The following is a 24350-nucleotide window of genomic DNA, read 5'->3' as shown; positions in this document are numbered from 1 at the left end:
TCGCTGACGAGGCCCTGGACCTGCTCGAACGTCGGAGCCAGCGCGGCGATCTCCGGGACGGCGCGTTCGCCGTCGAACCAACTCGCGGCGTTCAGTTCGGGCCACGCGATGACGCCTCGGTTCCCGCGCACCAGCGCGTTCCACAGGAACCACCGGTCGACATGAAGCTTGCCGGTGGCGAAGAAGGTCTGGACGCGCGGCTTCTCAGAGCCCCAGAAGGATCGGAGGATACTGTCGGTCGCGCCGATGTCGTAAGCCTCGACGAACTGGACGGCGCGCGCCAGCTTCGAGTAGTCGTACCCGCCGTAGGTGGATGGCGCTTGGCCTCCGACGAATCCAGCAGGACGGTCGGGGTCGAGCCGGTTCGCCTCGTCGCGGAGGAGCGCGAGCGTCTCGGCGAACACGTCGTCCATGAACTCGCGATGATCAGCCCACTGCGAGAGGTTCCACCGCGAGAACGGTTCGCTGTGGAACCGGCGCACGTCGTCGACTGTCGCCGGGAGCGCGTCGGAGAAGGACTTGAAGCGCGTCTCCCACTGTCGGTTCAGCGCATCGACCGTGCCGTAGCGCCGGGCGAGCCATCCGCGGAAGGCCGCCATCGCGACGGGGGCCCAGTCCACGTCCGCCGGTGCGGTGAAGGATGTCGTCGAAATCTCGTCGTCGAACGCGTAGGCGAGGCAGAGGCCGTCGAGGGCGCGCGGGATGTTCTCGCGGAGTCGGTTCAGCATGCGCTCGCGCACGGCCGGATCGTTGAGGCTGTTCGGACGCCGAGGGGCTCGCCGGTCTTTGCGGTAGGCGTCCATGAACGCGCCCCAGTCGCGGCTCCGTAGATGGAGGTCGCCTTTGCCGGCGGCATGATCGACGTAGTACTCGAAGTCGCGCGAGCGGGCGAAGAGGTAGAGGTCTCTCGGGAAGCCATCGTCCAGGTGGATGCCGGAGAGATTCAGAGAGTCGTAGGCGCGTTCGGCGGTCTGCCCCGGCGGCGGCGTCCGGTACTGCCAGACGAGAACGGCGAAGTGCCCCCACACGTCCGAGTAGTTGTCGGCGTGCGCCGGAGAGGCGGCGGCTGTCGCGGCGATCAGGATGAGCATGAGGCGGCGCACAGGTTCTCCTGGTAGGTCGGCGGCTCATTCTCGCCGAGCCCGCAGGGGATGGCAACGGGAGATCGTGCATGCGCAACACCTGCCCCTACGGTACAATAATGGTCACGAGGCAGAGGGGCGCATCTTCCCATGTGCGTTAAGCGTTCGACTCCATCGCGGGCGGAAACATACCGTTCCAAGCGGGTCTGCGCGTCGCGGCGGATGCGCGCGGCTCGGTGTGCGGCTTGGGCGGTCGCCGTGGGCATCGCCGTCGTCGCGGGTGCGAACCCGTATGCGCATCTCCGCGGGATACTGCCGCCCGTCGAGCGGCTGGCTCGCCGGTACGCCATGCCGGACGTCTCCGCGGTGACGGACACGGACCTCGCGGGAGCCTTCTCCATGCCAGTGAGGGTTCCTGTTGCCGTCGCGGACGTGCGCCGCCCTGGGGTTCCGCGCGACTACCGCCATGGGATCCACCAGGGAGCCGACTTCTACGGCATACCCGCCGGCAAGCCGGTCTATCCTGTCGCGGCGGGGATCATCATCCGAGTCGATCGGGTGTACATGCCGATGTCCGGCGCCTACAGGAACCAACTGCTCGCACGGTGCCAGGAGCTCGGCGCGACGCCGGGGTCGTTCGGCGTGCCGCCGGACTTCGTCTACGGCGACATTCTCGACAAGCTGCGAGGCCGCCAGGTATGGGTGTACCACGGCAGGAACGCCCAGCGGGAGCCGATCCTGTCCATCTACGGGCATCTACGGAGCGTCGAGAACCTACCGGTGGGAACCTACGTCACGCCGGAGCAGGAGATCGGAACCGTCGGAAAGAGCGGCACGAGCATGGAGGGAACACGCGACGACACCGAGGTGCATCTGCATCTGGAGGTGATCGTGGGGCTATCCTACTGGCGTCTGTCGCCGGCGGACGGGGCGAGCGCCGCCCAAGCGCCCGATCCAGAGCTGGAGCTGCGTGCTGCCACGCTTCGGGCGCTGGGAGGGATTCCCGAGCTCGCCGCCGTTGCCGAGACGATCTCACAACGAACCCAGTGAGGTAGACCGATATGGCACAGAGCGATACGGACGTTCGTGAGGTGATCGACGCGCGCGGGCTTCAGTGCCCGATGCCGCTCGTGCGGGCGAGCCAGGCGATCCGTCAGGTGGCTCCCGGCGAGTCGATCCGCGTCCTGGCGACAGATCGCGGATCAGTTCCCGATTTCCAGGCGTGGATCAAGAACCGGCCCGAGTACGAGCTGGTGAGCCAGGAGAACACGGTCGGCGCAGACGGCAAGACAGTCTACGTCCACGTCGTCCGACGCCGCTCGTAGGCTCGAGGACGAAGGAGGTCACATGGCGACGACGGTGGAGAACGCAGCGATCTCGACGGAGTTGGCTGCGCTGGTCGCAGAACAGGTCGAGGCTCGCGTCCAGCTTTTGGAAGAGAAGTACGAAGCCCGTATCAAGGCGCTGGAGGCGCAGCTTCCGGAAGACCGCGTCACGATCGTCTGCTTCAGCGGCGACTACGACCGCGCGATGGCGGCGTTCATTATCGCGACGGGCGCGTTGGCGATGGGCTACCAGGTGTCGATGTACTTCACGTTCTGGGGCTTGAGCATCATCAAGAAACAGGTGGAGATGTCCGGGAAGTCGTTCCCGGAGAAGATGTTCAGCGCGATGCTCCCCGAGAACATGAGCAAGCTGGGGTTGTCGAAGATGAACTTCGCCGGAGCCGGCGCCAAGATGATGCGCTCCATCATGTCGAGCAAGAACGTCGCCTCGCTTGACGAACTGATGGACGTAGCGCAGGAGATGGGCGTGCGGATCATCTCCTGCACGATGGCGATGGACATCCTCGGCATCACCGACGCCGAGATGGAGGACGGGCTCGACTACGGCGGCGTCGGAACCTTCCTAGGAGACGCGGTCAAATCGCGTGTGACGCTGTTCATCTAGCGTAGGAGGTATCGTGGTCGGCGTACTGACCATCGCTGGGTCGGACTCCGGCGGAGGAGCCGGCATCCAGGCGGACATCAAGGCGATCAGCGCCAACGGCGGCTACGCCATGTCCGTCATCACGTCCGTGACGGCGCAGAACACGTGCGAAGTGCGTCTCGCCTACGACCTACCGACTGAGGTAATCCGCGCCCAGCTCGACGCCGTATTCGACGATCTGCCCGTCGATGCGGTCAAGACCGGCATGCTCTCGTCGTCGGAGATCGTCGAGACGGTCGCGGAATGCCTGGCGGTGCGTTCCGTCGAGCGCCTGGTCGTAGACCCGGTGATGGTCTCCAAGAGCGGCTTCAAACTGCTCCATGACGACGCGGTCGAAGCCGTGAAGGAACGATTGCTGCCCCTGGCGCTCGTGGTTACGCCGAACATCCCTGAGGCGGAACTCCTCGCAGAGCTCCCCATCCGAAGCGCGGACGACGCCGGTAAAGCCGCTCGCGCCATCACGCGGTACGGATGCCGCGCCGTCATCGTCAAGGGGGGCCACGCCGAGGACGACGAATCCGCGCGCGACGTTCTGTTCGATGGTCACGAGACGCACGTCATCGTCGGGCCCCGATACGCGACGAAGAGCACCCACGGGACGGGCTGCACCTTCTCCGCCGCGCTGGCGACGCGGCTTGCCTCGGGGACCCCATTGTTCGATGCGGCGCGCGCCGCCAAGCAGTACGTCGCAGGCGCGATCCGCCATGCGCCGTCCATCGGCAAGGGACACGGGCCCACGAACCACTTCTGGCGGTTTCTGCCCTAGAGCCCATGAAGCGATCCGTACCCCGCCTGCACGTGCTCACCGACACGACCATCCAGACACGCTACACCCACGCGGAGCTCGCCCGCCTCGCCGCAGACGCCGGAGCCGACGGCGTCCAGTTCCGCGAGAAGCTGCTGCCGATCCGCGACGCGCTCCGCGAGGCGGAAGCGGCGCGGCGTGTCTGCGAGGACGCCCAGGTGACGTTTGTCGTCAACGATCGGCTCGATATCGCGCTCGCCGTCGATGCGGACGGTCTCCATGTCGGCGCGGACGACCTGCCGGCGAGAGTCGCGCGACGTCTTCTCGGCTGGAAGCGCCTGTTGGGCGTGTCGGCGCACACCCAGGCGATGGCGATCCGGGCGGCGACGGACGGCGCGGACTACGTCGGGTTCGGGCCCGTCTTCGGAACGCAGACGAAGGACACGGGGCGAGAACCGTTCGGCGTCGAGGGCGTGGCGGCGTTCGCGGTGGTGAGTCCAGTTCCCGTCATCGCCATCGGCGGCGTGCGAGCGTCGGACGCCGAGGCGATCATCCGGGCGGGCGCCTGGGGCGTCGCCGTCATCTCGGCGGTGTGCGCCGACCCCGACCCGCGCCGAGCGGCGGCGGACTTCGTCCGCGCGATCCGCGCCGCGCTTTCGTGATGGAACCGTTCTCCCGACGGATCGGCTCGCAGCTTCGCGCGCGTTCGAGCTGGGCATGGTTCGGCGGGCTCGGCGCGGTCGCGCTTGCCGTCTGTTTCGTCCCGCTGTTCGACCTGCTGGGCTACGAGTTCTCGGCGCTCTTCGGCGTGCTGGGCGGGGCGACCGGGGCGAAGTTCGGCATCTCAGCCGTCACGTCGGCTCGGAAAGACGGCGAACCGCGCGGCGTTGGAGCGCACTTCGCCGACGGGTTCGTCCTGGGCTGCCTCTCCCTCGTCGCGCCGCTCGCGCTCATCTCGCTGAACGCGCTCCGCGTGCCGAATTGCAGTTTCGCTCAGGGGTTGGCGTTCTTCGCGTCAATCTCGCTCGTGAGCGCGGTGTACGGCTCCGCGACGGGAGTGTTCGCAGCGGTTGTGACGCCGACAGCTAGCTGCGCCCGCCTGCTGTGGGCAGGATGGATCGCGTTCACCGTTGCGGCGGCAATCCATGCCGTTATTTTCGAGCCGCCCAAGTTCGTCTACCACGCGCTCATCGGGTTCTTCCCGGGCCCCATCTATGACGACGATATCCGCGTCACGGGAACGCTGGTGTTCAGCCGCGCGGTCGCGCTCCTCGGCAGCGCGGGGCTCCTGCTGGCGGCTGCTGCCGGTCACGACGCGGCGTCGCATCGATTCCGCTTCTCCCTCGTCCTGAATCGACGGGCGGTGTTGATACCGACAATCGCCTGCGGCATCGCGTTCGCGGCGGTGTGGTTCTGCCGGGGCCCGTTGGGGCTTCGTCCCGGGCGGCGCGATGTCGAGCGCGTTCTCGCCTGTCGGATCGAGACGGAGCACCTCATCGTGCGGTTCGAGCCGGGCTCCGTCGTGGACCGCGAGCGCGAGACCGTCGCTGCCGACGCTGAATTCCGCTATGGGCAGTTGAGCCGGTTCTTCGAGTTCGAGCCGCGCCGCAAGGTCGGCGTCTACGTCTACACGACTTCGGCGCAGAAGAAGCAGCTCGTCGGGGCCCATCGGACAGACATCGCCGACCCCATCAACGGCGACATTCATGTGGACTACCGTGAGTTCCCGTCACCGGTCGTCAAGCACGAACTCGCCCATGTGTTCGCGGCGGAGTTCCATCCGTGGATGGAGCTGTCGACCGCCGTCGGGCTGCTGGAAGGCGTCGCCATCGCCGCCGAGTGGGACGACAGCCACCTGACGCCGCATCAGTGGGCGAAGGCGATGGATCAGCTCGGTCGGATGCCCGATCCGGCGCGGATCATGTCGCCGCTGGGCTTCTGGTCGCAGCCGTCCGGTCGTGCCTATACGGTCGCCGGTTCCTTCGTGCGGTGGCTCATCGAGACGTACGGCATGGATTCGTTCGCGCGCGCGTATCCATTCGCGGGGTTCCAGAGAGCCTACGGGAAGTCCCTCGCCGACTTGTCGCGCGAGTGGCGGGCGTTCCTCGCTAGCGTGCCGCTGACGGACGCCGAACGGGCGATGGCAGAGTCGCGCTTCAGCCGCCCGAGCGTCGCTCAGGCGACGTGCGCTCATGAGATCGCGTCGCTCGAAGAGGAGGCGTGGAGGCGGTATCGGTCGCGCGACTACGCGGGGGCCCGGAGGGTGTTCGAGCGGATGGCGGCGCTCGATCCGTCGAACGCGACCCATCGGTTGCGCGTGCTCCAGACGGACATCGCCGCCGGCAAGTGGCAGACCGTCCGCGACGAAGCGCGCGAGCTGCTCGGCGACCCGTCCATCGACGACCCGACGCGCCGGACGATCCGAGAAGGCATGGGAGACGCGGCGTGGCGGCTCGACTCGCTGGAGGAAGCCCGTGAGGCGTTCGAGCAGGTCGCGCGGGAGGATCGGTCGCCGGAAGCCATTCGGCGGTTGGGCGTCAAGGTCGCTGCGATGGAGCTCGCCGCGGAATCTCAGGCGCTCGTCCAGAGCTACTTCGACGACGACCGGGCAGCCGTGCGGCTCTACCGGCTGCGGGAGATCGTCGTCCGCGAGCCGGCTTGGGCGCTGGGACCCTATCTGCTGGGCAGATCGTTGTTCATCGAGGATCAGTGGGAAGAGGCTGAACGATGGCTGTCAGAGGCGTGGGGAATCAGCCTGCCAGAGCGGGAGTTCGAGCGGGAGACGGCGCGTTTGATCGGGATCGCCCGATTTCGCCAAGGGCGGTTCGTCGACGCGCGTCAGGCGTTCGAGATGAGCCGCAGCCTGTCCGATCTGGAGGGCGACCGCCTGGCGATGGACGATTGGATCGAGCGGTGCGAGTGGTCCCAGTCCCGCCGAGCCGCTCAGCCGTTGCCGTAGACCTCGTACCGGATATTCGGGAAGAGCCGATCCCGCCGCTCGACATCGGTCAGCCAGGGTACGTCGAGCGTTCCCGCCTTGATGTCCTCGTAGAGCTTGGTGAACCGGGCGATGTGGTCGCGGAACCGCCGGACGGCGTACTGCACGGTCGTGCCAGTCGTCATGATGAATGCCCAGTCGCTGCTTTGGGCGAGAAGCAACTCGCGGGCGGCTTGGTTGAGCGCGCGGCGCATCAGTCCGTCGGTCTGGGGGTGAGTGTCGGCAAGTTCGCGCATGCGCTCGCCTGCCTTGTGGAGATGGGGGTACATCCAGTCGTTCGCGCCGTTGAGCCAAACCTCGAACGTGCCGTTGGCTCCCCAGCTCGACGTCGCGGGCACGGCGACCTGGTTCACCGGATATCGGTTCAAGTAGTCGCCGGGCGTTGTCAGGGCGATGAGCGATTGGTCGAAGTGCGTCTTGCGGGCGACGAAGTCGAGGAACTGGGGGCCCTCGTACCACCAGTGTCCGAAGAGCTCCGCGTCGTACGGGGCGACGACGATCGGCTGCCGATCCATGTGCGTCCGGAGATGCTGCGTCTGCAGCCCTCGGTTGAACACGAAGTTGCCGGCGTGCTCCGCCGCCCGGTCGGTCGCCCATCCGGGGTGATAGGTCGCCTTGTGAACCGTCTTGCCGGTGATGCGGTGGTACTTGATGCCGGTGAAGTGGCGGATGTCCGGGCTGTGCAGGTAGGGCACGACATAGGACAGCGGCAGGTCGAACCCGATGTCGCGGTAGAACTCGCGATAGGCGTAGTCGCCCGGATAACCGATCTCCTTGCTCCAGACTTGCTGCGACGATTCCACATCGCGCCCGAAGGCGGCGACTCCCGACGGCGTCAGGACGGGTGCGTAGACGCCGTAGTGCGGCGAGGGGTCGGCTCCCAGGATGCCCTTCGTCTCGACAAGGAAGTAGCGGATGCCCAACGGAGCCAGAAGGTCGTCGATCCCCGGCGTGTAGGCGCATTCCGGCAGCCAGATGCCGATGGGCGCTCGCCCGAAGTGTTCCCAGTAGTGCTCGACGGCGATCTGCACCTGCGCGCGCTGGCAGACGGGGTCCATCAGCAGCGGCAGGAACCCGTGGGTCGCGCCGCAGGTGATGATCTCCAGGATGCCGTGGTCCTGGAGCCGCCGGAACGCCTGCACCAGGTTCCGCCCGTATTCCTCGACGAATGCCCGCCTCTGGCGCGAGAAGATACCGTAGTACATCTCCGCCAGAGGGTAGTACTCGGCGGAGCCGCGCAGCCGCCGGAGCTCCTTTTGGGCGAGCTCGATCCGCTCGTCGAGGTACCCGACGAAGCGCTGTTGGAGCAGCTCGTCGGCGAGCATGGCGACCAGCGGCGGCGTCAGTGTCATCGTGAATCTGGCAGGAACGCCGTCCCGGAGCAAGCCCTCGAAGACCGATATCAGGGGCAGGTAGGTCTCCGAGATCGCCTCGAAGAGCCAGTCCTCCTCCATGAACTTGGGCAGCTCGGGATGGCGGACGTACGGCAGGTGGGCGTGCAAGACAAACGCGACGAGGCCTGTGGGCTCATGCGTGCCGTGCATGCGACCCCTCGATGACTGGCTAACCGAGAGACGCGTAGTACGCCTCGACCGCATCGTGATCGACGGTCGCGTCGTGTTCCATCCCGAGGCGGTCGTAGAGGCGGCGTCGGGCGCGCATGTCGGCGATGAGGACCGCCCTCGCGTGGCAGCTCACCTCCTCGGCGACCTCGATGGGGACGACGACAACGCCGTCGTCATCGCATCCGACGATATCGCCGGGGCGCACCTGGACGCCGCCGCATCCGATCTTCGTCTGCACCTCGACGGCGTCGATCCTGCCGGGGATGATCGTCCGTCCTCGCGCCCGCGAGCAGATGGGCGTCTTCTGGAGCGTGAGCTCCGCCGTGTCGCGGCAGTAACCGTCCGTCACGATGCCGACGGCACCGTCGGCGACGGTTCCCAGTGCGTTGGCGGAACCCCAGAAGCCGACCTCGCGCGAGCCGCCCGTGTCCGTGACGATCACGTGTCCGGGCCGCACCAAGCCGCCCACCCCGACATGCCCTACTTCGCGGAACCAGATGCCGTGGGCGTTGACGATGTCTTCGGTCGTGTCCAGCTTCCACATGGGGCGGTTCGCCGGAACGCACCGGAGCGTCAGCGCGACACCCCAGAACTTCATCCCCTGCCATAGGGGACGCACTTCCGGCGACATGAGCCCGATGTCGAAGTAGCCGATCCCGTCGAGGGCGTCGCAGACGTCGACGACGCGGAGCGGCTGGAACAGCTTCGCCACTCGGAAAGCGTCGTTGTCGGATTCGGGCATGGTGGGAGCTTTCTAGCTGGCGCCTTGCCAGCGGAGTCCGTGCGGCGACGACGGCACGCTCAGCAGCGCGGATGACCCCGGCTCCGACTGGACGGGCGACGCGGCGACGAGCACTTCGGTGTCCGCCCGCATCGCGTCCTGGGCGTCGGCAGCCTGGAGCTGGACTCCGTTGGGCGTCACGACGCCGCGCGCCCATTCGGGGGCTTCGTCCGGAGCAGCGCCGTTGTCGTACGGGTTCCTTCGGGCTTCGGCGCGGGTCAGGGGCTTCCACGTCCCGTGCGCGAGGGCAATCACGTTGCCGTGCTCATCCAGGGGTCCGAACGCGACGCGATGCCGCAGAGCGATGCCCGGCTTGCGAATGTACCAGTTCCGAGCTCCGTGCCCAACTTCGATCACCTCGACGCCCGCATCGGACTCGACGCGGATGCCCCATCGCGCCGTGAGATGCCGGTTGGCGACCTCCGGATGGACATCCCAGTAGACGACGATCGTGTCCTCGTCGCGCGGCATGACGGTGACGCGCGTCTCCATGTAGGAGAGCGGGAGCTCGACGAGCTCCTGCGTGCCATGGGTCACGACGGGTTCCAGCGCTTCGAGGCGCGTCGCCGTGTCTGCCTGTGCCGAGGGAGCCAGAGGGCTGGCGTCGCCCTCGCCGGATGTCGCAGACACGACCTCAGGCGCAGGAACCGACGGCGCTGGGCGCGTGGGCATCGAGGGGGGTTTCCTTCGTTTTCGGGGAGATGCTTCATACCACTTGAGAAGTTCCGAACGCTTCGCGACGAGGGCGCGTGACCCGGTCCGGCTCGGGGCGAAGGGAACCGGTTCCCCCTTGGCACGAGCGCGCCGGATCCTAACGTAGAGGGCGCTGGCGCTGATGCCGAGTTCCTCGGCGGCTTCAGCGACGGTCAGTGTCGTTTCCACACGCGTCTTCTTCGATGCCATGCCGTTCCTCCCGTGTCGTCGAGCCGGACGCGCGACAGAGTGGCAAGACCCGTGCCACGTCTGCGACTCCCATCGTCCGTCCCGCGCGGCCGCTCTGGCGGTCGCCACGCCAATAGTAGCACGCGGCGACCATCGCCCCAACGCGAGCGCCCGGTGTCGATTGACACGCGGGGAGCGGCGGCGTATGTTCACATGGACGTTCCGCACGGAGCGTCACCTGGTGAGTCGAGTACGCCGCACCTGGCGGACGGCAATCGCATCAAGCGGGCCCCTCAGCCTGGAGGAGCCTTAGGGAGGTCGGCGATGTATCGGTTCTATCGGCGCCTATTAGTGGCAGGGGCGCTGGTCGTGGTGGCGCTCACTCCAGTTCTCTCCATGGCGGAGGAAGCCAAGAAGCCCGAAGCCAAGTCGGAGAAACCGGCTTGCTGCGTCAAGGGCGAAGCCTGCTGTCCGAACGGCGCCTGCTGTAAGGCGCACGACGCCAAATCCGACAAGCCGGCGAAAGCCGACAAGGAAGACAAAGCCAAGAAGTCCGACAAGCCGGAAAAGGGCGAGAAAGCCATGAAGGCTGACAAGCCCAGAGACAATCGCGCTGTCGTCAAGGAGATGATCTCGGCGGTCATCAACGGAGGAGACCTCGGTCGTCTCGAGGAGTTCGTCTCGCCCCACTTCGTGGAGCACTAGGTGGTGCCTGGGATGCCCGAGGGCATCGAGGGCTTGCGCGCGTTCGTCACGGGGCTGAGGCAAGGGATGCCGGACGCGAAGTTCGTCATCGATCGTCTCCTGTCGAGCGGCGACTACATTGGTATGGCGTACCGCCTTGTCGGGACGCATACGGGCGAGTTCATGGGCATTCCGGCGACCGGTCGGAAGCTCAGCGTCACCGGAATCGACCTCATCCGCTTCAAAGACGGGAAAGCCGTCGAGCACTGGGGCAACTCCGACGACCTCGGAATGATGCGCCAACTGGGGGTCATGCCGGCGATGGGCGAGCAGGACGGATCCGACGCGATGGTGGACGTCCAGTCACCCAAGGACATCGGCGAGAAGATGAAGCCCGAAGCCGCCGAAGCCCTCGTCCGCAGCCTCTTCGACAAGGTGATGAACGGGCGCAACGTCGACGCCATGGACGCCATCATCGCTCCGGGCTGGGTGACTCACGTACCCGGACCCAACCGGACCAAGGAAGGCGTTAAAGCGCGGCTGGCAGGCATCCTCGAGGCGTTCCCCGACCTTAAGATGAACGTCGAGTTCGCGATGGTGGACGGCGACAGCGTCCTCGTCCGATGGTCCGCGAAGGGGACGAACACGGGCCCGCTGATGGGCATGGAGCCGACCGGCAAGGCGGCGGAGGTCACGGGCATCACCATCGCGCGAATCGGCGGCGGCATGATCCATGAAAACTGGGAGAACTGGGACGAGATGGGCATGATGATGCAGCTCGGACTGATTCCGCCCATGGATGGAGCCATGTCGGGTGGCGGGTCCGACAAGGGCGAGATGATGGCTTGCTGCACGGACGGCGACAAGTGCTGTCCCGAAGGCGACTGCTGCAAGTCGCATGACGACGACAAGCACAAGGAGCACGTCCACTAGGCAGACGAACAGATCGCACGAGTCGGGCTCCCTTCCGGCACTGGATGGGAGCCCGCTCTATGTCCGCGCCTGGCGCTTCTCCGTCGCTTCCGTAGAGACTGGCGCGCAGCGCCTTCGCCTGCGGCTCAGGATGACATCGCTCCGATGGCGTTGACTTGGGAGCCGGTCGTCGGACATAGTCCCGACGGTTGTGCTACGACGGCGGAGAGGAAGGACGTGGACGACATCCGTAACGGTCTGCTCGCGGACTCGCGGCGCATCGCCCCGCCGGCCATCCAGCCCGGCATATCGGTCGCCGACCTGGTGGACAGCGCATTCCTCGCCTACAACGGCGCCCGGCTCCGCGAAGCGTGCGCCCTGTTCTCCGAACGCGTTCTCGCCGACGATGTCACCGTGGGCCTGAGCCTGACCGGAGCCCTCACGCCCGCTGGGCTCGGCATGAGCGCCCTCATCCCGCTCGTCGAAGCGGGATTCGTCGATTGGGTCGTCTCGACCGGCGCGAACCTTTACCACGACCTGCACTTCGGCATCGGCAAGACGATGCACCGCGCGACGCCGTTCGTCGACGATCGCGAGCTCCGCCGCGAGGGCATCGTGCGCATCTATGATGTCGTGTTCGACTATGACGTGCTCCTCTCGACGGACGCCTTCTGCCGCCAAGTGATCGCGGGCCCCGAGTTCCAGCGGACGATGGGCACGGCGGAGTTCCACTACCAGTTCGGCAAGTATGTCGACGAACGGGAGCAGGCGCTGGGCATCTCGCGGCAAAGCTTCCTGGCGGCGGCTTACCGCGCAGGGGTTCCCGTGTACACGTCGAGTCCGGGCGACAGCAGCATCGGGATGAACGTCGCCGCGCTCGCGCTCACGGGGAACCAGCTCCGGTTCGATCCCACGCGTGATGTCAACGAAACGGCGGCGATCGTCTACGGAGCCAAGCGCTCCGGCGGCAAGAGCGCCGTCCTCATCGTCGGCGGGGGTTCCCCCAAAAACTTCGTCCTGCAGACGGAGCCACAGATTCAGGAAGTCCTCGGGCTGGAGGAGGAGGGACACGACTACTTCATCCAGCTCACCGACGCCAGACCCGACACGGGCGGACTCTCCGGCGCGACGCCGTCAGAGGCGGTCAGTTGGGGCAAGATCAACCCGGATCAGCTTCCGTCGACAGTCGTCTGCTACAGCGATGCGACCGTCGCGCTGCCCATTCTGACGGCGTATGCGCTGACACGGCGGCAGCCACGCGCGCTGAAACGGCTCTACGACGTGTTGGACGAGCGTCTGGAAGCTCTCGCGGCGGACTATCTCGCCTTGGAGCGCGACTGAGAGGCTGGGTCGACGTCCAGGTCGATGGTGACCTGGAGCTTGGGCTTGGCGGAGAGGGTGAACTCGGCGACGCGCTCATCCCGTAGGTGTCCGACGACCTCGTCGCGCAACTGAGCGACGACGTCTTCTAGGCGCGCCCCTCGCGCGTCAACGGCGATCTCGTCGCACGTGCCAACGTAGTTGCCGTCCGCGTCTCGGCGGATGGTCGCGTGGACGACCGTCTTGAGCGTGTTCATGCGGAAGCGCTCCCGCCGATGGTCTGCTCGAGCAAGCGGCGCATGACGGATATCTCGCGGTACGAGAAGTTCGGGAACGTGTCGATGTACTCGACGGCGTAGGCTCCCTGATACCCCGCCTTCTTCAGCCCGCGCATAACCCCCCGAAGATCGACATTCCCCTCTCCGACCGGCATCTGGACGTGTTCCCAAGCCATTCCGGCGTCGCGCCAGTGCGTGTGCCGCACGAGCGGGTAGAGCTCGTCGAACGAACCGCCCTGATGCGGTCCCGCCCACATGTGGCTGGGATCGAGCGTCAGGTAGAGCCCTGGGATCGCCTCGCAAAACTGGACGGCGACCTCGGGGGTCTCCAGCATCGTCCGGGCGTGCGCTTCGACGGCGAGCACAACGCCAGCTTCCGCCGCCATCGCTGCTAGACGTTCGTAGCGGCGCAACGCGCGCTCGAACCCGACCGCCTCGATGGGCGCGGCGTAGCAGATGACCGGGACCTCTAGAGCCGCTGCGAACTCGCAGATCGCGCGGAACCGAGGAGTCTCCGTGTTCGGGTCGCTAGCTCCCGCCGACGCGTTCAGGGCGATAGGCGTCAGAGAGGATGTGGCAAGCGCCGAACGTGCGACTGCCACGGCATCCTCGACGTTCGTCGCGAGCTCGGACGGATTGAAGTGCGCCCAGCTCTCCATCACGGCGATATCGATCGCCTTGAAGCCGAGTCGGGCGATTTCGGCGCAGGCGCGGCTGAAAGACTGCCGCGTGAATCCGAGCGATCCACAGGCGATCATGGTCGGTCTTCCGGTCCAGTCGTCGTGAGGCGAAGAGCCCCGTCGGCGCACCGAACGACAACGCGCCTCCGCCAGTGGGCATCATCGGCGGACGGATGGTCGAGGCGGTAGTGGGCTCCCCGGCTCTCGGTTCTCGTGAGAGCCGCTTCGGCAATGGCTTCGGCGAGCAGCCTCATGTTCGCGTATTCGACGCCTTCGCGTGTCACTGGGCCCGTCACCGGGAGCTCGCGGAGCTCTTCGAGGACGTGGCGCATCGAGGGCCCGTCGCGGTGGATTCCGACGTGCTCCCACATGAGCTGAGTGATGGTCGCGCGGTGCTTCGTCACGTCGTCGGGCGAATCGGAAGACGGGATCGACGCGGCGGCGATGCGGTTCGAGGGTACGGCGACCCCGCTCGCGTAGGATACGGCGCTCTTGCCGGCTCGCGCGCCGAAGACCATGCCTTCGAGCAGCGAGTTGCTGGCGAGGCGGTTCGCGCCGTGCACCATGGTGCAGGCGACCTCGCCGCACGCGAACAAGCCGGGGACGTTCGTCGCGCCGTCGAGGTCGGTGAAGACGCCCCCCATCATGAAGTGCGCCGCCGCCTGCACGGGGATCGCATCCGTTGAGATGTCGAGTCCGTACTGGAGGCACGTCCGGTAGATCATGGGGAAGCGTTCCATCAGGAAGCTCTGCGGCTTGTGCGTGATATCGAGATAGACGCAGGGCATTCCCGTGCGCTCCATCTCCGCCAGAATCGCTCGGCTGACCACATCGCGCGGGGCGAGCTCCTCGCGGTCGTCGTAGGCGATCATGAACCGCTCGCCGCGCGAGTTGAGGAGATGGGCTCCTTCGCCGCGCACGGCTTCGGAAATGAGGAACCGAGGCGCGCCCGCCAAGAAAAGCGTCGTTGGGTGGAACTGGACGAACTCCATATCGGCGAGTTCGGCTCCCGCGCGGAGCGCCATCGCCATGCCGTCGCCCGTCGCAACGGCGGGATTCGACGTGTAGCCGTAAAGCTGCCCCAAGCCGCCCGATGCCAGCACGGTCGCCCGGGCTCGGATGGCGACCAGCGAGCCGTCGCGGTCCATCGCCAACACGCCCTGGCAAACGCCGTCGGCGGTCAGCAGATCGACGGCGATGGTGAAGTCGCGCATCTGGACGTTCGGGTGGTTGAGTGCCTGGCGAACGAGAACGTCCTGGGTCTCCTCGCCGGTCGAATCGCCTCGGTGGACGACGCGCCGGACGCGATGAGCCCCTTCCATCCCGAACGCCAGCTTGGAGCCGTTGCGGTCGAACTGCGCGCCCCAGTCGAGAAGGTCCTGAACGCGGGCGATGCCGTCCTCGACCAGCACGCGAACCGCTGTCTCGTCGCACAGTCCGGCTCCGGCGACGAGCGTATCCGTGACGTGCAGATCGACGCCGTCCTCTTCGCTCATCGCGACGGCGATGCCGCCCTGGGCGTAGCGCGTGCTGCCCTCGCTGGGGTTCTCCTTGGTCAGGACGAGCGTCCTGCCATGCGGAGCGAGCTCGACGACGGCGCGCAGTCCGGCGTTGCCGCTGCCGACAACGGCGAAGTCCGTCTCAATCGTCGGGATGTTGTCGGTGTCGATGGGTACGAGGTAGCGCGGGAGGCGATCTGGCATCGTTTCGCTGACTCGCAGGCTGAGGGCAACGCGGATCGGCTTGCACGAAGCTCAGGCGGCGCGAGCGGCGTTCGCGTCGAAGTCATGTTAGCACCGGCGCGAACGAGCGGTCAACGAGCGGGTTCCGATGGAATGCTGTCGAATCGCGGACTGGCGGCTTCACGAGTTCCTCATCCGCGTGGTACCATGGGAACCCCCGACGGTGAACGGCGTGACGCAAGGAGTGTTCGATGAGCCTGCGCGACGACTATCAGCGCGACGGATACGTCATCCACCCGGAGCCGGTCATCCCGGCGGACGTGGTTCGCGCAGCGTCGGAGGGCATGGACGCCCTTCGACGCGGCGAGTACGACACGGGAACCCCGCCCCAGCCGTCCTACTGGAATCCCGGCGACGACCCCGACAAGCTCTGCAAGATCGAAATGCCGCAAATCGCCAACCGTGCCATCTGGGAACTGGTGAGCCATCCGGCGTTGGGTCGGCTCGCCGCCGAAGTGACCGGGGCCCAGCGCGTGCAGGTCTGGTGGGTTCAGCTTCTGGGCAAGCCCCCGTCGCCGCCCGGCGCGGACATCCAGACGAACATCGGCTGGCACCAAGACCGCTACTACTGGCGCTCGTGGGAAGAGGGTAGCGAGCTCTTCACGGCGTGGGTCGCCGTCAGCGACGCGACCGCCGATGCGGGCCCCATGCGGTTCGTCCGTGGTTCCCACAAGTGGGGATTCGTCGAGGGCAGCGACTTCTTCGGGCAGGATCACGACGCGCAACGGAAAGTCATCGCCCCGGATGGAGCCGAGTGGGAGGAGGAATCGGCGATCCTCTCACCGGGAGGCGTCAGCTTCCATGACTGTCTGACGATGCACGCCAGCGGGCAGAATCGCTCCGGCGTGATGCGTCGCAGCTTCGCGATCCACATGCGCACGGAGCGTTCCGCTCCCGTCGATGGCAAGCGCGCGGGGCTCACGTCGTTCATCGACGACGAGTCGCGCTGTCCGGTCATCCATCGCGCCGGAGCCTAGAACTGGGCCTCGGGCCAGACGCGCTGGCAGCCCTCTTTGACCTTGCGAGCGATGGTGAGGACGTCCTCGCCCCAGAGGTCTTCCGAGAAGAGCTCGACGGAGTGCCAGCCGTCGAAGCCGCACTCGCCGACCTTGTCGAGCCATTCGCGCAGCGGCAGTACCCCGTCGCCGGGGATGACGCGGTCGTTGTTGACGTTGCGCACTTCCGGCGGGCAGTCGCGCATGTCGTTCAGATGGCCCGCGACGATGCGTCCCGACAGCCGATCCAGGTCGGATAGACGCGACGGCGTGCAGGCGAAGTGCGCCGTGTCGAACAGCAGGCCGACATTCTGCCGGTTCGCCAGTTCAACAGCTTCCGCTGCCGTGCTGATGGATCGGCACATGCCGCACCAGTTGACTTCGAGCGCCATGGTGACGCCCTTCGTCTTGGCGAGGTCTGCCAGCTTGCCGACCCGGTTGGCGAACCGCGCCAACTGAGCTCGGTAAGCATGGTCGCGCTCCGAGAGGCCGGCTTCGCTCTGGTTGGGCGCGGGGGCGACGCTCTTGGGCGCGTCTCCGCCAAAGACGATGGCAGGGCAAGAGACAGCCGCCATGATGTCCAACGCCTGCGACAACTGCGCCTCGTTGGCGGCGAGCTCCTCGTCGGTTCCAAACGCGACGACGACGTGCCCGGTCGCCGCGATGGGGCTCAGCCCCGAGTCCTTGACCAACCGGACGAAGTGCTCCATTCCGTGCTTCTCGATGTGCTGGCTCGCCTTGTGGAGATGCATCTCGAAGGCGGTCCAGCCCGCTTCCGCGTAGGCGCGCATGTCCTCTTCAAAGGAGGCACGGATACTCGTGATCTGGTGCATCGCGATCTTCATGGGTCGAGTCCTTTCGATGGGCCCGCGCCATTGTGTATCGGAGACGCGATCCGCCTCAAGACGGCTTCGTGCGTGAAGTCGATCTCCGAGACATCGACGACGGCGATCCAGCCGGACGAACAGGGGAGGATAGAAGCCGTGTCTTTGGGTGTGGACTGCGTCTCACACGGTCTCGCCGTAGAGTCGTGCCAGCGGCATCGATGGGGAGCGCCAACAGGCAAGCGGCACGGTGGCTGAACGCGCGGGCTTTTGGTTGTCAACGTTCGCGCCGGTTTGATATACTGCACATGCGAGGAGTATGCCGTTGCCCGCTCGATTCCCGGGCAGGCATGGGAGCCCTCGCTACCGCACGGCACAGCGGGAGGTCGCTGTCGCCGTCGCGCCGCTGTCGTCGATGGTGCGACGATCCCACACAGGAATAGGTCGCAAGAGTCCCGTGGGCAAGAATCCCCGAAGTCTCACCGTTTGGATCATCGTTCTGCTCGTGCTGGTGTTCGCGTCGTATTGGCATTGGACCAACGGCGCAGGGAACAACTCGAGCGAGAGCTCGATCACGTACAGCCAGCTCCTGACCGAGATCGAGCGGAACCGGGGCACCATCGAGAAAGTGGTCATCGGACCCGAGGCGATCCGCGTCGAGTATGCGAACCGGCAGATCGCCCGCATCAACAAGCTCCCTAGCTCGCAGTACCCGCTCGAGGAAAAGCTCCAGTCGGTCGGCATTCCCTTCGAGTACGAAGCCGCGCCCAAGTTCCAGTGGCTGAGCATCGTCGCGACGAGCGTCCTGCCTCTGCTCTTCTTCATCGGTCTCATCGTCTTCATGTCTCGGCAGATGCAGGGAACCGGAAACCGCGCTCTCTCGTTCGGCAAGAGCCGCGCGCGTATCTACTCCGAGGGGCAGCCGAAACGCACCTTCGCCGATGTCGCCGGCTGCGAGGAAGCGAAGGAATCCCTCGAGGAGATCATCGAGTTCCTTCGGGAACCCAAGAAGTTCCAGCGCCTGGGCGGACGTATCCCGAAAGGCGTGCTGCTCGTCGGACCCCCCGGAACCGGCAAGACGCTTCTGGCGCGTGCCGTCGCGGGCGAAGCCGGTGTGCCGTTCTTCAGCATCAGCGGGTCCGACTTCGTCGAGATGTTCGTCGGCGTCGGGGCGGCGCGAGTGCGCGACCTGTTCGAGCAGGGCAAGAAGAACGCGCCGTGCATCATCTTCATCGACGAGCTCGACGCCGTCGGACGGCATCGCGGCGCGGGCATCGGCGGCGGACACGATGAGCGCGAGCAGACGCTCAATCAGCTCCTCGTCGAGATGGACGGGTTCGACTCGTCCGGCGGCGTTATCCTCATCGCCGCGACGAATCGTCCCGACGTCCTCGACCCCGCGTTGCTGCGCGCCGGACGGTTCGACCGACAGGTGATCGTCGATCTGCCGGACATCGCGGGACGCGAGGCGATCCTGCGCGTTCACGCCAAGAACAAGCCCCTCGCCGATGACGTCGATCTGGCGCGCCTGTCGAAGGGGACGCCATTCTTCTCCGGCGCGGACTTGGAGAACGTCGTCAACGAGGCGGCTCTGCTCGCCGCGAAGCAGAACCTCGACAAGATCACGATGGCGACGCTCGAAGAGGCGAAGGACCGCGTCATGATGGGGCCCGAACGCCGGAGCCTCGTCATCAGCGAGGAGGAGCGGCGCGTCACCGCCTATCACGAGGCGGGACATGCCGTCGTCGCCCACTACCTGCCCGAAGGCGATCCCAACTACAAGGTGAGCATCATCCCGCGCGGGCGCGCGCTGGGAATCACCGTCAAGCTCCCCATCGCCGAGCGGCACAACTACACGAAGAGCTACCTGCTGGCGGACATCGCAACCCGCCTCGCCGGACGCGTCGCCGAGGAGCTCGTGTTCAACGAAGCGACCACCGGCGCCAAGAACGACTTCGAGACGGCGACGAACACGGCTCGCCGCATGGTCTGCGAGTGGGGCATGAGCGAGAAGCTGGGGCCCCTCACCTTCGGCAAACGCGAAGAGCAGATCTTCCTCGGTAGGGAGCTCGCGACACACCGCGACTACTCGGAGCAGACCGCCATCGTCATCGACGACGAGGTGCGCGAGATCATCGACAAGTGCTGGGCGACGGCGACCGACATCCTGCGCCACCACTCCGACAAGCTGCACGAGCTCGCCGAGATGCTCCTCGCCCGCGAGTCGCTGGACGGACCCGAGCTGGAAGCGCTCCTGGGTCCGCGCCAAGCCTCTCTGCAGCCGGCGTCCTAACCGGCTTCACCCACTGCATGCAGAACCTGACACTCCCGACAGCGGCGCGGCGAACGGTGCTGAGATGCCGCGACCGCGAGCTCGACTACGCCCGCCGCACGCTCGTCATGGGCATCCTCAATGTGACTCCCGACTCGTTCTCCGACGGCGGCGATGCCTTCGCGCTCGACGCGGCGCTGGAACGCGCCGAAGGGCTCATCCGCGACGGGGCGGACATCCTCGACGTGGGGGGCGAGTCGAGCCGACCCGGAGCGGAACCGGTTCCAGCCGATGAGGAGCTCCGCCGCGTCCTGCCGGTCATCGAAGCGTTCGCGAACGACCCGCGCGTGGTGCTGTCGGTGGATACCGCCAAGATGGAAGTCGCGCGGGAATGCCTGCGACGTGGAGCGCATCTCGTCAACGACATCACTGGCTTGCGCGATCCGGGCATGGCGGCTGTCATCGCGGATTTCGACGCCGCCGTTTGCGTCATGCACATGCAGGGAACGCCCAAGACGATGCAGGCAGAGCCCGTCTACGGCGACGTCGTCGCGGAGGTCGGGGCGTTCCTGACAGGGCGAGCCGCTTCCGCCGTCGATGCGGGGATCGCCCGCGAGTCGATCCTGGTCGATCCGGGCATCGGCTTTGGCAAAACGGTCGAGCACAATCTGGTTCTGCTGCGGCGATTGAGCGAGTTCGGCGCCATCGGCTATCCTGTGCTGATGGGAACCTCGCGCAAGCGGTTCATCGGGACGATTCTCGACGCGCCGGTTCACGACCGCCTCATGGGAACTGCCGCTAGCGTCGCGGTCGCCATCGCTCACGGAGCCAATGCCGTGCGCGTCCATGATGTCCGCGAGATCGCGCGCGTCGTGCGCGTTTCGGACGCCATCTGCCACGGGTTGAGGTGACCGAGTGACCATCGGCGACATCGAAGTCGGCGTCGACATCGTCGAAGTCCATCGCATCCGCGAGGCGGTCGAACGCTGGGGCGGTCGGTTCGAGCGGCGCGTCTACACCCCCGACGAGCAGGCTTACTGCCGCTCTCGGAGCCGACCCTATCAGAGCTTCGCCGCCCGGTTCGCCGCCAAGGAAGCCGCGATGAAGGCGTTGGGAACCGGCTGGCGCGGCGTCGACTGGAAAGAGATCGAGGTCGTTCGAGGAAAAAGCGGCAAGCCGACCATCCGGTTCTGGGGCAGAGCGTTGGCGCGTTTCCAGGAAATGGGCGGCGTCGATGTCCGCGTCAGCCTTTCGCACACGGAGCACCACGCCATTGCCGAAGTACTCCTCCTCCTTGCGTAACCATCGTTCGGTTGCCTTTGCTTTGGTTTGGACCCTTGCCGGCGTTCTGGCGGCGCATGGCGCGCCCGCGCTGCCGTACTTGTCCGACAGCCCAAAGGCGGACGCGCGGGCTTCAGGGAACACGATCGCCCTTGCGCTGAATCCGGCGTTTCCTATGACGGTGCATGGAACCCAGATCAACGCGCTCCGAGTACCGGACACTCGCGTGTTGCTCCTCGCGGGAACACCCGAAGGCGGGCAAACGACGAGCGGCGAGCTCTACCAGCCCGGCTACACCTATCAGCAGATCGATCACATCGGGAGCCTGGGCGACCAGACTCCCTTCGCGTTGAGCGTCGGCATGCGGCAAGAAGGCGATTTCACGCGCGTCGATCACGACGGAACGTCGATCCATGCCTTCCCACGGGCGGACTGGCTGGTCGCCGGCAGCCTGGGACGCCGTCTGAGCGACTCGGTGTCGGTTGGCGGCACGGCGAAATGGCTCCGCTCGAAGCAGACGGGCGCAGGCGGCGATCCCGCCTATGTCCATGGTTGGGCATTCGACGCGGGCGGCGCATGGTCTATCGCTACAGGCTGGCGCGTTGGGCTGCTTGCGCGCAATCTGAGCAATGGCGTGGGCGCTCTGGAGGCCGCATCACCGACGCGGCTCTGGCGGCAGGTAGCCGTTGGGCTCGGTCACACGCGGCAGTTGACGGATCGAGTCTCCGTCGATCTGGTCGGAGACGCGCGCTTTCCATCGAAGGACGGGGCGCAGGTGAGCGGCGGTGGGTCGGTCGGCATCGGCGATCGAGTTCGGCTCAACGCCGGATACGAACGCCGCGTCGAGCCCCGGATCACGACCCGGACGGACCTGACGACTGGAACGACGACGCCGCATGAACACCTGTGGGTCGCGCAGGGCCCGACGTTCGGAGGCTCGATTCTACTCGGTGAATGGTCGCTGTCGCTCGGAGCTTCGCCGGGATTCCTGCCAATCGCCTCGGACGGCTACCTGGTCGAGCGCGAGTCGTCGCGATGGACCTGGTCGTTCGGGATACGCCGCGCCCAGTGAGGCGGGTACCAGAGAAATCCCGCAAATCGCATAGAAAAGCGTCTGACCCTGTGCTATTAGAACTAGCGGGCTTCGCCGGAACAGCCCATGCCGCCGGCATCCATCGTTGCTGGCGCCATACGGAAACGTGACCGTCAGGAGACTCAGTTTGGAAACTCGGTACACGAAGACTCACGAGTGGATCCTGGTCGAGACGGACGACGAGGAGTTGGCGACCGTCGGTGTCTCGGAGCGCCTGGTACTGGAGAATGGGCGCGTAGTCTTTGTGGAGCTTCCCGAAGTCGGAGCCGAGTACGAGCAGGACGAGCCGATTGGCGTGATCGAAACGCGCGAGGGCGTGACCGTCACCTACCACGCGCCGGTGACCGGTGAGGTCGTCGAGATCAATGAGGACCTGGACGGCGACGTCAGCCTGCTCAACAACTCGCCGGAGGGCGACGGTTGGCTGATCCGCATCCGCATGGAGTTCGTCGACGAGCTGGACGCCCTGATGACACCGGAAGAGTACGAGTTCTACGAGGACGAGGACGACGACGAAGGGGACGACTTCGGCGAGGACGAGTTCTAGCCGCACGCCAAACTACGCCTGGATCGCCATCGCGCTGACACTCGCTGTCTCGGCGTCAGCCCAGCACGTCGAGCTGGTCCTGTCGGACACCCGGTTCATAGGTTCCAGCGCCTTGTCACGACCCGCCCTCCAAGCCGCCCTGGGATGGGAACCGGGTACCGCGTTCGATCCTGCCTCGCTCCCAGAAGGCGCCGCCAGGCTCCTCGATGCCTACCGCCGCGCAGGACGCTTGTTCGCCGAGATCACTCCGAGCCTGCTGGTCGATCAGGACACGGTCAGCGTCACGTTCGCGATCCGCGAGGGACCGCGAGCCCGGATCGCATCGCTCCGTATCGACGGAATCGAGGGCTTTTCGGACGCAACGTTGCGCCGTACGCTGGGAGTCCGAGTCGGCGCGCCGTTCTCCAGCGACCGGTGGAACCGGGGTGTCGAGCGGTTGCTGATGCGCTTCTCCGAAGCGGGACACCCGCTCGCGGAGATCGTTCCCGAGGTCGTCTCGCTCGACAGCAATACGGGAGACGTCGGGCTCCTCGTCCATGTTCGGGCAGGACCCGTCGTCACGGTGGAGCGGATCGAGTTCGAGGGCTTGAGGAAGACCCGCCGTACGACGGTCGAGCGCATGGTCTCCATCCGCGCTGGCGACCGCTACGATCAGCGCGCGATTGACGGTTCGCGACACCTGCTGGTCAACAGCGGGTACTTCGACAGCGTCCACCCGTCGATGGTGCAGCGCGGATCGGCCCCGGATCGGGTCGTCTTCCGCGCCCGCGTCGAAGAGGCGCGCACAGGCAGAGCCGCTGGCGTTCTCGGCTACGCGCCGCCCCGAGACGACGAGGACACGCCGCAGCTCACCGGCATCATCGAGGTGGCGGAGACGAACCTGCTGGGAACCGGTCGGCAGGTCGGGTTCCGCTGGGAGTCCGGCGAAAACCGGGCGACCCATGCGTTGTATCGGGAACCGGCGTTGTTCGGCGCGCCGTTGGGGCTCTCGGTCGAATGGAACGCCGAGACGTATGAGGGTTCGAGTCGTCGGAACGGTCTTGCCCGCGCCGATTGGCGGTTGAGCCCCTACCTGCGCGTCGGCGCGGGCGTTCAGGCGACGCGTGCGGACGGTTCCTCGGCATGGGGCGTCCTCGCCGAATCGACCTACGACCGGCGCGACTACCAACCCAATCCGACGCAAGGCAGCTACGCTCGAGTGCGCGTCGACCAGATGGCGGGCGATGTCCCGCTGACGCGCATCGACGTAGCGGCGACGGCGCATCGGCGGCTGTGGTCGCGGCACGTGCTTGCTCCCAGCGTCCGCGCCGGTTACGTTCGGGGGGACGACCTGCCCGTGACGGAGTGGTACTTCATGGGCGGCGCGTCGACGCTGCGAGGCTACCGAGAACGGGAGTACCGAGGCACGCGCCGCGTTCTCGCGGGCGTGGAGTACCGCATCCTGACGGGTCCCGACTCGCACGTGTTCGCCTTCCTCGATGTCGGGAAGATCGCCGGGGCATCGCCCGCCACTTCAGTGAAGTACGGCTACGGGATCGGGGCGAACCTGGAGTCGCGCGGCGGGATCGTCCGGCTGGACTACGGGCTCGCTCCGGGGGTCTCGCCGCTCGAAGGCAAGGTTCACATCCGTCTGGGAACGTCGTTCTAGCCCAGACGCCGCACGCCTCGAGCGCGAACTCC

24 protein-coding genes are annotated in these 24350 nt (G+C 66.4%); 16 read left to right on the top strand and 8 right to left on the bottom strand.

The genetic code is table 11. The annotated features are described in order from the left end of the window. The coding region (locus FJZ36_04325; GenBank protein MBM3214122.1) for a hypothetical protein at nucleotides 1-1091 on the bottom strand (1091 nt) is incomplete at its 3' end. 141 nt (nucleotides 1092-1232) lie between these two features. Between FJZ36_04325 and FJZ36_04320 the strand changes: the two genes are divergently transcribed. From FJZ36_04320 to FJZ36_04295, 6 genes are read left to right on the top strand one after another with little or no spacing between them, the layout of a single operon-like run. After that, nucleotides 1233-2132, top strand: coding sequence for a M23 family metallopeptidase (locus FJZ36_04320; protein MBM3214121.1), 900 nt, complete (start codon nucleotides 1233-1235; stop codon nucleotides 2130-2132). A gap of 11 nt (nucleotides 2133-2143) precedes the next feature. Further along, complete coding sequence (locus FJZ36_04315; protein ID MBM3214120.1) at nucleotides 2144-2407, top strand: hypothetical protein; 264 nt, start codon at nucleotides 2144-2146, stop codon at nucleotides 2405-2407. Nucleotides 2408-2429: 22 nt separating this feature from the next. Next, nucleotides 2430-3032 (top strand): hypothetical protein, encoded by a 603-nt coding sequence (locus FJZ36_04310; GenBank protein MBM3214119.1) that lies wholly within the window; start codon nucleotides 2430-2432, stop codon nucleotides 3030-3032. 13 nt (nucleotides 3033-3045) lie between these two features. Beyond that, nucleotides 3046-3837 (top strand): bifunctional hydroxymethylpyrimidine kinase/phosphomethylpyrimidine kinase, encoded by a 792-nt coding sequence (gene thiD, locus FJZ36_04305; protein MBM3214118.1) that lies wholly within the window; start codon nucleotides 3046-3048, stop codon nucleotides 3835-3837. 5 nt (nucleotides 3838-3842) lie between these two features. Continuing rightward, nucleotides 3843-4478 carry a thiamine phosphate synthase gene (gene thiE / locus FJZ36_04300; protein MBM3214117.1) on the top strand — a complete coding sequence of 212 codons (636 nt, stop codon included), beginning with the start codon at nucleotides 3843-3845 and terminating at the stop codon, nucleotides 4476-4478. After that, a complete protein-coding gene (locus FJZ36_04295) occupies nucleotides 4478-6775 on the top strand; it encodes a hypothetical protein (GenBank protein ID MBM3214116.1) in 2298 nt (765 codons plus the stop codon). The genes thiE and FJZ36_04295 overlap by 1 nt, the downstream gene beginning before the upstream one ends. Here FJZ36_04295 and FJZ36_04290 read toward each other — a convergent pair. From FJZ36_04290 to FJZ36_04280, 3 genes are read right to left on the bottom strand one after another with little or no spacing between them, the layout of a single operon-like run. Further along, the gene (locus FJZ36_04290) at nucleotides 6760-8358 is read right to left on the bottom strand and encodes a DUF1957 domain-containing protein (GenBank protein ID MBM3214115.1); all 1599 of its coding nucleotides are present in this window, start codon (nucleotides 8356-8358) and stop codon (nucleotides 6760-6762) included. The two genes, FJZ36_04295 and FJZ36_04290, sit on opposite strands and share 16 nt — an antisense overlap. Nucleotides 8359-8377: 19 nt before the next feature. Next, entirely contained in the window at nucleotides 8378-9121 is a 744-nt protein-coding gene (locus FJZ36_04285) for an RraA family protein (GenBank protein ID MBM3214114.1), read from the bottom strand. Nucleotides 9122-9133: 12 nt separating this feature from the next. After that, nucleotides 9134-10063: a DUF4912 domain-containing protein gene (locus FJZ36_04280; GenBank protein MBM3214113.1), complete on the bottom strand. Its 930-nt coding sequence runs from the start codon at nucleotides 10061-10063 to the stop codon at nucleotides 9134-9136. 303 nt (nucleotides 10064-10366) lie between these two features. Between FJZ36_04280 and FJZ36_04275 the strand changes: the two genes are divergently transcribed. From FJZ36_04275 to FJZ36_04265, 3 genes are all read left to right on the top strand, one after another. Further along, complete coding sequence (locus tag FJZ36_04275) at nucleotides 10367-10747, top strand: hypothetical protein (GenBank protein ID MBM3214112.1); 381 nt, start codon at nucleotides 10367-10369, stop codon at nucleotides 10745-10747. A gap of 12 nt (nucleotides 10748-10759) precedes the next feature. Further along, the gene (locus FJZ36_04270; GenBank protein MBM3214111.1) at nucleotides 10760-11659 is read left to right on the top strand and encodes an ester cyclase; all 900 of its coding nucleotides are present in this window, start codon (nucleotides 10760-10762) and stop codon (nucleotides 11657-11659) included. Nucleotides 11660-11803: 144 nt separating this feature from the next. Continuing rightward, a complete protein-coding gene (locus tag FJZ36_04265; GenBank protein ID MBM3214110.1) occupies nucleotides 11804-12979 on the top strand; it encodes a deoxyhypusine synthase in 1176 nt (391 codons plus the stop codon). Here FJZ36_04265 and FJZ36_04260 read toward each other — a convergent pair. Genes FJZ36_04260 through nadB form a run of 3 tightly spaced genes read right to left on the bottom strand, consistent with a single transcriptional unit; the run spans nucleotide 12955 to nucleotide 15619 of the window. Next, nucleotides 12955-13215, bottom strand: coding sequence for a hypothetical protein (locus tag FJZ36_04260; protein ID MBM3214109.1), 261 nt, complete (start codon nucleotides 13213-13215; stop codon nucleotides 12955-12957). The genes FJZ36_04265 and FJZ36_04260 overlap by 25 nt on opposite strands. Next, a complete protein-coding gene (locus FJZ36_04255; GenBank protein MBM3214108.1) occupies nucleotides 13212-13994 on the bottom strand; it encodes a sugar phosphate isomerase/epimerase in 783 nt (260 codons plus the stop codon). Before FJZ36_04255 ends, FJZ36_04260 begins: the two co-directional genes overlap by 4 nt. After that, nucleotides 13991-15619 (bottom strand): L-aspartate oxidase, encoded by a 1629-nt coding sequence (gene nadB / locus FJZ36_04250; GenBank protein MBM3214107.1) that lies wholly within the window; start codon nucleotides 15617-15619, stop codon nucleotides 13991-13993. The genes FJZ36_04255 and nadB overlap by 4 nt, the downstream gene beginning before the upstream one ends. 230 nt (nucleotides 15620-15849) lie before the next feature. On the opposite strand from nadB, the gene FJZ36_04245 reads away from it, so the two are divergent. Next, the gene (locus FJZ36_04245) at nucleotides 15850-16635 is read left to right on the top strand and encodes a phytanoyl-CoA dioxygenase family protein (protein MBM3214106.1); all 786 of its coding nucleotides are present in this window, start codon (nucleotides 15850-15852) and stop codon (nucleotides 16633-16635) included. Here FJZ36_04245 and FJZ36_04240 read toward each other — a convergent pair. Then, the gene (locus tag FJZ36_04240; GenBank protein ID MBM3214105.1) at nucleotides 16632-17498 is read right to left on the bottom strand and encodes a sugar phosphate isomerase/epimerase; all 867 of its coding nucleotides are present in this window, start codon (nucleotides 17496-17498) and stop codon (nucleotides 16632-16634) included. The two genes, FJZ36_04245 and FJZ36_04240, sit on opposite strands and share 4 nt — an antisense overlap. A gap of 394 nt (nucleotides 17499-17892) precedes the next feature. Between FJZ36_04240 and FJZ36_04235 the strand changes: the two genes are divergently transcribed. The 6 genes from FJZ36_04235 to FJZ36_04210 all read left to right on the top strand — a co-directional run bounded on the left by FJZ36_04235 (nucleotide 17893) and on the right by FJZ36_04210 (nucleotide 24318). Then, complete coding sequence (locus tag FJZ36_04235) at nucleotides 17893-19770, top strand: ATP-dependent metallopeptidase FtsH/Yme1/Tma family protein (protein MBM3214104.1); 1878 nt, start codon at nucleotides 17893-17895, stop codon at nucleotides 19768-19770. Nucleotides 19771-19787: 17 nt separating this feature from the next. After that, nucleotides 19788-20660: a dihydropteroate synthase gene (gene folP / locus FJZ36_04230; GenBank protein MBM3214103.1), complete on the top strand. Its 873-nt coding sequence runs from the start codon at nucleotides 19788-19790 to the stop codon at nucleotides 20658-20660. 19 nt (nucleotides 20661-20679) lie between these two features. Next, complete coding sequence (acpS, locus tag FJZ36_04225) at nucleotides 20680-21051, top strand: holo-[acyl-carrier-protein] synthase (GenBank protein MBM3214102.1); 372 nt, start codon at nucleotides 20680-20682, stop codon at nucleotides 21049-21051. Continuing rightward, nucleotides 21044-22102: a hypothetical protein gene (locus tag FJZ36_04220; protein ID MBM3214101.1), complete on the top strand. Its 1059-nt coding sequence runs from the start codon at nucleotides 21044-21046 to the stop codon at nucleotides 22100-22102. The genes acpS and FJZ36_04220 overlap by 8 nt, the downstream gene beginning before the upstream one ends. Before the next feature lie 55 nt (nucleotides 22103-22157). Further along, nucleotides 22158-22670: a glycine cleavage system protein H gene (locus FJZ36_04215; GenBank protein ID MBM3214100.1), complete on the top strand. Its 513-nt coding sequence runs from the start codon at nucleotides 22158-22160 to the stop codon at nucleotides 22668-22670. A gap of 112 nt (nucleotides 22671-22782) precedes the next feature. After that, complete coding sequence (locus FJZ36_04210; GenBank protein ID MBM3214099.1) at nucleotides 22783-24318, top strand: hypothetical protein; 1536 nt, start codon at nucleotides 22783-22785, stop codon at nucleotides 24316-24318. Nucleotides 24319-24350: the final 32 nt, after the last annotated feature.

The sequence above is a fragment of the Candidatus Poribacteria bacterium genome (assembly GCA_016866785.1).
GTDB lineage: Bacteria > Poribacteria > WGA-4E.
Note: the sequence above shows the minus strand (reverse complement) of the source record. Positions and strands in the feature narration are given on the sequence as shown.